Here is a 9,345-nt window from a genome sequence, read left to right as displayed (position 1 = left end):
GCCGGCCCGGGAGGCCCCCGCCCGCCGACGGGCCACGGCCCCGGTGCCCGCCGGGCTGGGGCGGCGGCTGGCGGCCCGGGCGGTGGACACCGGGGTGCTGCTGGTGGTCGCCGTCGCGGCCGGGATCCCGCTCGGCGGCTCGGTCTCCGACCACCTCCAGCAGAAGGTGGACCAGGCCAGGATGGCCAGTTCCCTCACCCGCCGTCAGGTGCAGGTCTGGCTGGTGGACGACGTGGTGCTGGGCAAGCTCGCCGCCCTGATCGGCATCCTGGTGTTCGTCAGCCTGGTCTACGAGGTGCTGCCGATCGCCCGGACCGGCCAGACCTTCGGCAAGCGGCTGGCCCGGATCCGGGTGGTGGACGCCGCCGGTGCCCGGAGCCGGCTGAGCCTCGGCCGCTCGCTGCTGAGGTGGGCCGTCCGGCAGCTCGGCGCGGTGCTGCTGCTCGGCCTGGTCTGGCCGGTGTTCGACCGTCCGGCGCGGCGCGGCTGGCAGGACCGGGCCGCCCGTACCCGGGTGGTCCGCAGCTGAGACGGCCGTCGACCGAAGCCCAAAACAGACAAAATGTCCCAATCCTTGAGAATGTGCGATGTTCTACTCGAGGGATGAGCACCCACGACCCCTCAGGCCCCCAGCCGGAGGGGGGCGGTCAGCCCTCCTCCGACAAGCAGCCCCCGGCCCCGGGCGGCGGCACGCCGGAAGGCGAACCGCCGGGCCCCACCCCGTCCGGCACCCCCGCCGAAGGCCCCGGCGCCTACCAGGGAAGCTACGGTGGGCCGACCCCCGGTCAGAACCCCTACGGCCAGCCGCACGACCAGCCGCACGACCAGCCCCCGCCCGGCTACGGCACCGGCCCCGGCACGTACGGCACCCCCGGCGGCGGCCCCGTCCCCGGCATGCCGCCGATCGGCACCTGGCCCAAGCGGATCACCGCCCGCCTCCTCGACTACGTCCTCGTGCAGGCCGTCGCCGTCATCATCGTCAGCCCCTTCGTCGACCTCAGCACGCGCCAGGGCACCACCGAAGCCTTCTGGCTCGGCTGCGCCATCTACCTCGTCTACGAGGCCCTGATGCTCAGCCGGGACGGCCAGACCCTCGGCAAGAAGGCGATGAAGATCCGCGTCGCCATGCTCATCGACGGCAACTCGCCCACCCAGGCCGCGGCCTGGACCAGGGCCGCCGTCTTCATCCTCCCCGCCGTCCTGTGCTGCGCCGCCCTGTGGTGGGTCGTCGACGGCCTGTTCGGCGTCTTCGACAAGCCCTACCAGCAGTGCATCCACGACAAGGCGGCGAAGACCGTGGTCGTCACCACCGAGATCTGAACCCGGCGGCGGGACGGCGCCCGGCGGCGGATCAGCGCTGCCGGGCGTACTCGCGCCCGGCGCCGGCCGGGGAGGCCCCGGACCGGTCGGCGGGCCCGGCCGAGCGGGCCGAGACGGACGCCGAGAGCACCGTCACCACGGTGCCGAGCGCCAGCGCGAACCCCACCAGCACCGCGACCTCCAGGACGCCGGCGGCGCCGGAAACGGCCAGCAGTGCCACCGTGGTGGCGACGACGGTGAACGAGCCGAGGCAGAACTGGGCAGCGGACGGACGCGGCATGGCGGGGGTCCTTCGCACGTCGGGGGAAACGGGCGGGAATGGTGTGCCGATTGCCAGAAGTCCTACCCGGCAAGGGAGTTCGGTAAGGCAAGGCTATCCCGCGAGTCCGGGGGCACAGGGGGCGCACGGACTCACCCCGGGGTCGTCCGCACCCCTCGGTACGGTGGAGCCCGACCGACACCAAGCAGACCGGGGGAAACCGACCGTGCCCATCCCCGCCGACTGGCCCACCACGGAGGCCCAGGCGCTCGCCGAACAGGAACGGCTGCGGCCACTCGTCCGCGCCCACGACGACGACACCCCGTACCGGCTGATCGCCGGCGTCGACGTCGCCTACGACGACGACCACGACCTCGTCGTCGCCGCCGCCGTCCTGCTCGACCGGGACACCCTGGACGTCGCCGAAGAGGCCACCGCCGTCGGCCGGATCGCCTTCCCCTACGTCCCCGGCCTCCTCGCCTTCCGCGAACTCCCCGCCGTCCTCGACGCGCTGGCCGCCCTCACCCGCACCCCCGACACCGTCGTCTGCGACGGCTACGGCCTCGCCCACCCGCGCCGTCTCGGCCTCGCCAGCCACCTCGGCGTCCTCACCGGACTGCGCACCCTCGGCGTCGCCAAGACCCCCTTCACCTTCGACCACCACGACCCCGCCCCGGAACGCGGCTCCTGGACCCCGCTCACCGACCCCGCCACCGGAGAGGAGGTCGGCCGCGCCGTACGCACCCGACCCGGCGTCAAACCCGTCTACGTCTCCGTCGGCCACCGCATCGGCCTCGACACCGCCGTCCGCACCACCCTCGACCTCGCCCAGCGCTACCGGCTGCCCGAAACCACCCGGCACGCCGACTCCCTGTGCCGCCGCGCCCTCGCCACGGCCCTGAACACCGGGACGCCTGCGAACTGACCCTGCGCCGGGCGGAATCCGGACCCGATGTGTTAGACATGAGACGACCGGGGCCCGGCCCCGACCGCCAGGAACGGACGCACGGGGGGCGCCGCAATGGGATCAGGGACCGGATCGACCGGGGGAGCCAACCAGGGTTACCGGGTCGAGGTCGAGCAACTGCGCACCTTCGCCGGCCAAGTACGCATCCTGCTCAAGGAGTTCGAGAAGGACGCGAACGGCAGCGCCACCCACGGACGCAGCGGCCTCGGCAAGACCGCCTTCGGCACCTTCGCCGAGGCCACCGAGATCCACGGCCGCTACAGCACCATGCGGGACGCCCTGCGCGACGTGCTCAACCAGCTCCAGCAGGCGATCGACGAGGCCCAGAAGAAGGCCGAACTCACCGCGACCAACTACGAGGAGCACGAACAGCACGTGAGCAGGAAGCTCACGCTGTCCGGCGACGGCTGGTCCGTCGCCCAGCCCTCCGCCACCAGCGAAGTCGCCTACCAGGCGAACCAGGTCCCGGCCAAGCGCGGCAACGCCACCATCTGACCCACCACCCGACCGGAGGTGAACCACCCGTGGTCTACACCGACTTCACCAAGTACAGCCACGCCGATCTCCGCACGATGGCGCAGGCCCTCGACCCCGGCGCGGTGATGGCCGCCGGCGACCCGTGGCGCAAGGCCGCCACCACCCTCAAGGAGATCCGCAAGACCCTCACCAACGCCAGCACCGAGGCCGCCACCTCCTGGGACGGCACCAGCAGCGACTCCTTCCACACCGCGATGCTCACCCTCGCCGGCAACATCAACGAAGCCGCCGCCTACGCCAACGACGCGGCCAACACGCTGCACAACATGTCCGAGGCGATGGCCAAGGCCAAGCGCGACATGCCCGAGGAACCCGGCAACTGGGACCAGATCAAGGACAAGGTCGGCGACTTCTTCAGTACCGAGGACGACCACATCCAGATCACCGACCGGAAGAAGGCCGAGGCGGCCGAGGTCATGCAGACCCTCGCGATGCACTACCGCATCGCGACGCCGGCGCTGAAGGCTCCGTCGTTGCCTACACACAAGGTTTACGAGAAGAAGCCAGGTGATTCGGGCTCTCAGGATGACCCGAGCAACGCGGCGGCGGCCGTGACGGCTGCGGTGTTTTCAGGGACGTCGTTCGGGCCCGGGCTGACCCCGGCGCGGTCAGCCGCTGTCACCACGCCGCAGCGGTCCAAGTCCCTTCGGGCCCCGACGGCGGCCGGCTCCACACCCAAGAGCGTGGTTTCCCCGACCGACTCCGGGATCAAGGGAGGTACGGCACAGGCTCCGCCCAAGCCGTCGACCACTGCGAACCGTGGCACTGACGCGGGGATTTCGGGAAACCCAGTGGCCCGTCCGAGTGGAAGCATGCCGAGCCCCGGAACTGCAGTTACCCAGACTTCCGCCTTGAGCTCGGGGCCCTCTCCGGCCGTGATGAATGGACCGAACGGCGTTGGTGGGCAGACAAGTTATGGCGCTGTGGGGCCGATGGTGCAGAGTACGCCGGTCGGACCAGGCCCTGGCCAGAACAGAAGTGGACCGGGTGGCAAGGAGCCTTCCGGCGGTATGACGCCTGTGGAGGGTTCGGCTCCGCGCGGGGGCCGAGTCATCGGCGGTGGCGGTGAGGTTCATCCAGGCAATGGGGTCGGAGGCGGGACGTTGGCTCGGCCTGGTGGGGCTATCCGTGAGGTCATTCCGCCCGGCGCTGGAGCACGCGGCAAGGCCGCCTTCACGGAGGGCGGCTCCGGGTTGGGGGCCCGAAACCGGCTGGGCATCGAGCCTGCGGCTCGTGGCACGGGCGTGATGGCACCCGGCGTCCCGATGAGCGAGACGCAGCGTCGTAAGAACCGCGGAAAGGACGGCAAACGGCCGGACTACCTGGTGGAGGACGAGGAGACCTGGGCGCCGGACAAGCCGACCAATCCGAACGTGGTGGAATGAGGCCGGTCCGTAAGCGGACAGGTGATCTGATCGCATCCCGCAGGTCGGTGATCTGCGGGATGCCTCGTTGAGTGGGGTGACCGGGTTTGACGAGTCGACAGTTGGCGCGTGGTACGGCGGTCCTTGCTGTCGGGGCGTTGGTCTGGGCCGTCGCTGCACCAGCGGCTTCGGCCGACCAGATCAGGGACCAGCAGTGGGCGCTGAAGACGTTCGAGGCTGAGACGCACATCTGGCCCATCAGCCAGGGAGAGGGCGTGACCGTTGCGGTGATCGACAGTGGGGTGAACTCGGAGCATCAGGACCTGACCGGGCAGGTCCTTCCCGGGGCTGACTTCTCCGGTACCAAGTCGGATGGTCGTATCGACACTGATGGCCACGGCACGGCCATGGCAAGCCTGATTGCAGGGCACGGGCACGGTACGCAGTCCGGTGTGATGGGCCTGGCCCCGAAGGCGAAGATCCTGCCAGTGAAGGTGAGGACAAGCGACGGTGGTCCCGTCCCTGAGCAGAACGACCTGGCAACGGCCATCCGCTTTGCAGCGGACAACGGCGCGAAGGTCATCAACCTCTCTATTGGGGGTTCGCAGTTCGATTCGCAGTCGCGCAAGGCTGTCGCGTACGCAGTGTCGAAGGATGTCGTGCTGGTGGCGGCCACGGGCAATGACGGTTCGAGCGATGGCGTCGGCTATCCGGCCGCGTTCCCAGGAGTGGTGGCCGTAGGAGCGTCAGACTCCAAGGGAGTCGTGTGGGAGGACTCCACATCGGGCTCCGAGACCACGCTCATCGCACCCGGCGTGGGGATCTATCACGCCTCGGCGAAGTCTCCCACCAGTTACGCGGCCGGGGACGGTACCTCCGACTCCACTGCCTATGTGTCCGCCACCGCCGCGCTCATCCGCTCCAAGTACCCTGACCTGTCCGCTGGCCAGGTGATCAATCGGTTGATCAAGTCGGCCACCCCTCCGTCGAATGGGACGGTGGTGCCCAACAAGCACTACGGCTATGGAGTCCTCGCCCCGGCGAAGGCGCTGGAGCCGAATCCCACGGTGGACAACGGGCCGAAGGAGAACCCGTTGGTGAATCGGCCGGAGTCGAAGGGCACGCCGCCGAGCGACGACGACACCGATGCGACGGACCAGCCCACCGCGGCACCGGTCCCCCAGGCCGCCTCCGGTGGCGGGGGTGGTGACGTCACCGGGCTGGTGGTGGCCGCTGTGGCGGCCGGTGCCGTGGTGGTGGGGGCGTCGGCGGCCGCGGTGGTGATGGCGCGGCGGCGGAGGCAGGCGGCGGCTGCGGTGCCGTATCCGCCGCAGCCGCCCTACGGTGGGCCGGGTCGGTGAGTGCTGAGCCAGTCGTCGCGTAGGGCGGCCGTGTGGAGGACGTCCCAGTAGCGGTCGTCCCAGTGGTGGGTTTGGCGCGCGCGGCCTTCGAGGGTGAAGCCGGCCTTGGTGTGGGCGCGGGTGGCGCGTTCGTTGTACTCGAAGACTTCGAGGCGGACGCGGTGGAGTCCGACGGTGGCGAAGGCGTGGCGCAGGACGAGGCGGGTGGTCTCGGCGCCGATGCCGTGGCCGGTGCTGTCGGGGGTGAGGGCGATCCGGTACTCGGCGGAGTGGTTGTCCGGGTCGACGTCGGTGAGGGCGGTGTCGCCGAGGAAGCGGCCGGTGGCGGGGTCTTCGACGGCGAGGTCGAGCCGGTCGGGCTGGTCGGCGCGGGTGGTGCACCACTGGGCGATCCGCTCGCGGGTGAAGGCGGTGCGGGTGCCGGTGAGGCGCCTGGTCCCGGGGTCGGTGCAGAGCTCCCACCGCGGGCCGGTGTGCCGGGCGTCCAGGGGGACGAGGCGGACGGTGGGGCCGTGCAGGGTGGGTTTGACCGCGAGGGCGGAGAGGTCCGTGGCCATGGCGCCCAGGATGCCGGGCGGGGACCGGTTCGTGCGGGGACTTTCGGCCGGGGCCTATTCGGCGACGGCGATCTGTTCCCGGTGACGGGTGGGGGTGGTGAGTTCGTCGATGATGGCGAGGGCGAGGTCGGCCTGGGCGATCCGGGGGCCGAGGACGTGGGGGCCGCCGACCCGGTAGTGGCCGGTGCCGGGGGCGGTGCGGTCGAGGTCCATCGGCGGGGTGACGACGACCCAGTCGAGGGTGGCGGGGGAGTCGTGGAGCAGGTCGAGGGCGGTGGAGTGGCCGAGCGAGAAGGTGCGGTAGGCGTCGGGGAACTCGGGGTCGTCGTGGACGGCGACGCCGGGGGCGGTCTGCAGGGTGGTGGCGACTCCGACGCTGAGGAGGCGGGGTACGCCGGCCCGGCCGAGACCGGTGACGAGGGCGGTGGTGGCGGCGCGGTAGAACTCGGCGGAGGGGGTGTCGGGGGTGTAGACGGAGCTGATGGCGGTGGGGTGGCCGGGGGCGGTGGCGGCGACGGCGGCCGGGTCGGTGACGTCGCAGCGCACCAGGGTGACGCCGTCGGAGGCGAGGTCGGCGTGCCGCTCGGGGTTGCGGACGGCGGCGGTGACGGTGAGACCGCGTCGGCGGGCCTCGGCCACGACGGCGCGGCCGACCTGCCCGCCGGCGCCGTAGACGATGACGTCCGCGGGGAGCTGCTGCCGGGGTGCGGTGCTGGTCATGGGGGTCTCCCGGTGGGTCGGTGGCGGGCGTTGTCGTCCGCCGGTGCGGTGACGGTAGACCGGGGGGTGCCGGTTACTTCAACGGAACCGGCTTCAACGGAACCGGCTTCGGCGGAACCGCCTGCGGCGGAACTGCCTGCGACGGAACCGCTCTCGTCTCCACACGGCCGGTCGTCCGGGTACCGTCGGGGGCATGACGCAGACCGTGCCGCCGCCACTGCCGGCGGACTTCCTCCCGGCCGACTGCCCGGTGCAGTCGGTGCCGGTGCTGGGCAGCCGGAAGTGGGCGTGGCGGATCATCCGTTGTCTGGAGGGCGGGCCACGCCGGTTCTCGGAGCTGCGGGTGCCGTTGGCGGGGATCACCGCGAAGGTGCTGGCGGAGTCGTTGCGTTCGATGGAGCAGGACGGTGCGGTGGTCCGCACCGAGTATCCGGAGAACCCGCCGCGGGTCGAGTACGCGCTGACGCCGTTGGGGCGGACGCTGCTCGGGCCGATGGATGCGGTGTGCGAGTGGAGCCGCGAGAACCTGGGCAGTCTGCTGGCGGCCCGGCTGGAGTACGAGCGCGACGCGGGCTGACGGTACGGACGGCCCGGCCTGGCAGCATTTCGGCGGTCGCTGGCGTCCTTGCCGCTGGTGGGCGGGCCCGCGGGGCGGCCATGCTGGGCCCATGAGCACTCCTGAGCACCTCGTGAGCCCCGTCGACGCGATCGTCCCCGACACCAAGGACTGGACCTGGGTGCTGGAACGCCCCTGCGCCGACTGCGGGTTGGACACGCCGGGGGTGGTGCCCGCGGATGTCGCCGGGATGATCCGGGCCAATGCGGCGAGCTGGCTGGCGGTGCTGGCGGGCGATGAGGACGGGCTGCGCCGTCGGCCGCGGCCGGAGGTCTGGTCGGATCTGGAGTACGCCTGCCATGTCCGGGACGTCTTCCGGCTGTTCCTGGTCCGGCTGGAGCTGATGCTCGATCAGGACGGTCCGCTGTTCCCGAACTGGGACCAGGACGAGACGGCGGCCGCCGAGCGCTACCGGGAGCAGCCGCCGCGCGTGGTGGCGGGGGAGCTGGCGGAGGCCGGGGAGGCGCTGGCGGCGGCCTTCGAGGCGGTGTCGGGGGAGCGGTGGCGGCGGACCGGGGTTCGCAGTGACGGGGCGCGGTTCACCGTCGAGTCCTTCGCCCGCTACCTGATCCACGACCCGGTGCACCACCTGTTCGATGTGACCGGCGAGCGGGTCTGAGTCCGTCGCCGCGGGTCACCAGCCGGAGGCCTCGCGGAGCATGGTGCGCCGGAGCCGGCCGGCGACGCTGGCGGTGTCGGTGCCGATGACGTCGGCGATCTCGGGGGCGGCGAGGCCGACGACGTAGTGGAGGATCGCCAGGTCGTCGTCGGCGGGGTGGTGGTCGGTTTCGGCGGCGGCCGCCTGCCGGGTGTGTTCGGCGACGGTGCCGCGCAGGATCTGCCAGGAGAGCGCGGTGGGGTTCGGGCTGGTGAGCAACTCGCGCCACTGGACGGCGATTTCGGCGAAGGCCTGTTGGACGGCGATGGCCGCGTCGGCGTGCTCGGTCAGCCACACCCGGGCATAGCTGAGGTACCGGGGGCGGTGGAGTTCGCAGAAGGCCGCGAACTCCAGTGGTACGTCCTCCGGTTCGTCGGCCCTCGGGGGAGGGCCGGCGGCGCTCGTGTGACGGTTGGTCATCTCGTCTTCTCGGCAAGGGAGATGGGTTTCTGACGGTCGATCGTCTGTGCTCACTCTACGGTAGGCCCTCGGTGCGCTGGGTGACCAATCTGATGGAATGCCCGGAACCCGCCGCCGCTCGTCCGGTTCCGACGCCGGTCGGTGCGGTGTGGCGGCGGTACTGCCGGTCGGGGCCGGTCGGGGGAGTGCTGCGCAGTGCTGCGGGGGACGTGGCTGGGAGCGTGTCGCGGCTGGTCAGAGGGTGTGGGACGGCTGTGGCCGCAAGGCAGTTGAGGTGCCACCGTAGGGCCTGCCGGGGCCGGCGTCCACGCCCAGGGCGCGAAGTCGCGTCCGCACTACCGCCTGTGCAACCGCACTCACAGCGGGGGTTGCGACGGGGCGGGTGGGGGCGGGTGCGTCGAACGCGCCCCGGCGGCTCGTTGGCGACCGGGGCGCGGGGCGGGGCGGCGCGGTGCCGCCCGGTCAGGAGTTCGGGAGCGCCTCCGTCGGGGAGATCCGGTCGTCGGCGGTGTTGCCGCGTTCGACCTGGGCGGGGAAGGCTTCGACGGCTCGCCGCCGGGCGCGTT

At 71.7% G+C, this 9,345-nt stretch carries 12 protein-coding genes; 8 read left to right on the top strand and 4 right to left on the bottom strand.

Annotated features, from left to right (window positions below):
- Both BG452_RS22575 and BG452_RS47195 read left to right on the top strand, forming a co-directional pair.
- The coding region (locus tag BG452_RS22575) for an RDD family protein (protein ID WP_188306165.1) at positions 1-529 on the top strand (529 nt) is incomplete at its 5' end.
- Between the two features lie 74 nt (positions 530-603).
- A complete protein-coding gene (locus tag BG452_RS47195) occupies positions 604-1,320 on the top strand; it encodes an RDD family protein (protein WP_188306164.1) in 717 nt (238 codons plus the stop codon).
- A gap of 31 nt (positions 1,321-1,351) precedes the next feature.
- On the opposite strand, the gene BG452_RS22565 is transcribed toward BG452_RS47195, so the two are convergent.
- Positions 1,352-1,600 carry a hypothetical protein gene (locus BG452_RS22565; protein WP_188306163.1) on the bottom strand — a complete coding sequence of 83 codons (249 nt, stop codon included), beginning with the start codon at positions 1,598-1,600 and terminating at the stop codon, positions 1,352-1,354.
- Positions 1,601-1,805: 205 nt separating this feature from the next.
- Here BG452_RS22565 and BG452_RS22560 point away from each other — a divergent pair, with 205 nt between their 5' ends.
- The 4 genes from BG452_RS22560 (at position 1,806) to mycP (ending at position 5,808) form a co-directional block, all read left to right on the top strand.
- Positions 1,806-2,504 carry an endonuclease V gene (locus tag BG452_RS22560; RefSeq protein WP_317621177.1) on the top strand — a complete coding sequence of 233 codons (699 nt, stop codon included), beginning with the start codon at positions 1,806-1,808 and terminating at the stop codon, positions 2,502-2,504.
- 96 nt (positions 2,505-2,600) lie between these two features.
- Entirely contained in the window at positions 2,601-3,041 is a 441-nt protein-coding gene (locus tag BG452_RS22555) for a hypothetical protein (RefSeq protein ID WP_188306161.1), read from the top strand.
- Between the two features lie 29 nt (positions 3,042-3,070).
- Positions 3,071-4,468 (top strand): WXG100 family type VII secretion target, encoded by a 1,398-nt coding sequence (locus BG452_RS22550; protein WP_188306160.1) that lies wholly within the window; start codon positions 3,071-3,073, stop codon positions 4,466-4,468.
- Positions 4,469-4,605: 137 nt separating this feature from the next.
- Entirely contained in the window at positions 4,606-5,808 is a 1,203-nt protein-coding gene (gene mycP / locus BG452_RS22545; protein ID WP_188306159.1) for a type VII secretion-associated serine protease mycosin, read from the top strand.
- Here the strand turns inward: mycP and BG452_RS22540 are convergent.
- Positions 5,787-6,365: a GNAT family N-acetyltransferase gene (locus tag BG452_RS22540; RefSeq protein ID WP_188306158.1), complete on the bottom strand. Its 579-nt coding sequence runs from the start codon at positions 6,363-6,365 to the stop codon at positions 5,787-5,789. The two genes, mycP and BG452_RS22540, sit on opposite strands and share 22 nt — an antisense overlap.
- Positions 6,366-6,419: 54 nt before the next feature.
- Complete coding sequence (locus tag BG452_RS22535) at positions 6,420-7,085, bottom strand: NAD(P)-dependent oxidoreductase (RefSeq protein ID WP_188306157.1); 666 nt, start codon at positions 7,083-7,085, stop codon at positions 6,420-6,422.
- A gap of 193 nt (positions 7,086-7,278) precedes the next feature.
- On the opposite strand from BG452_RS22535, the gene BG452_RS22530 reads away from it, so the two are divergent.
- A complete protein-coding gene (locus BG452_RS22530; RefSeq protein ID WP_188306156.1) occupies positions 7,279-7,662 on the top strand; it encodes a winged helix-turn-helix transcriptional regulator in 384 nt (127 codons plus the stop codon).
- Between the two features lie 91 nt (positions 7,663-7,753).
- Positions 7,754-8,320, top strand: a complete 567-nt coding sequence (locus BG452_RS22525) for a DinB family protein (RefSeq protein WP_188306155.1) — start codon at positions 7,754-7,756, stop codon at positions 8,318-8,320.
- 15 nt (positions 8,321-8,335) lie between these two features.
- On the opposite strand, the gene BG452_RS22520 is transcribed toward BG452_RS22525, so the two are convergent.
- Positions 8,336-8,779 carry a hypothetical protein gene (locus BG452_RS22520; RefSeq protein WP_188306154.1) on the bottom strand — a complete coding sequence of 148 codons (444 nt, stop codon included), beginning with the start codon at positions 8,777-8,779 and terminating at the stop codon, positions 8,336-8,338.
- Between the last annotated feature and the right edge of the window lie 566 nt (positions 8,780-9,345).

Origin of the sequence: Streptomyces sp. CBMA123 (assembly GCF_014596465.1) — a bacterium.
In the GTDB taxonomy this organism is placed as follows: Bacteria; Actinomycetota; Actinomycetes; order Streptomycetales; family Streptomycetaceae; genus Kitasatospora.
The sequence above is the reverse complement of the archived record's forward strand: the minus strand, read 5'-3'. Positions and strand labels throughout refer to the sequence as shown.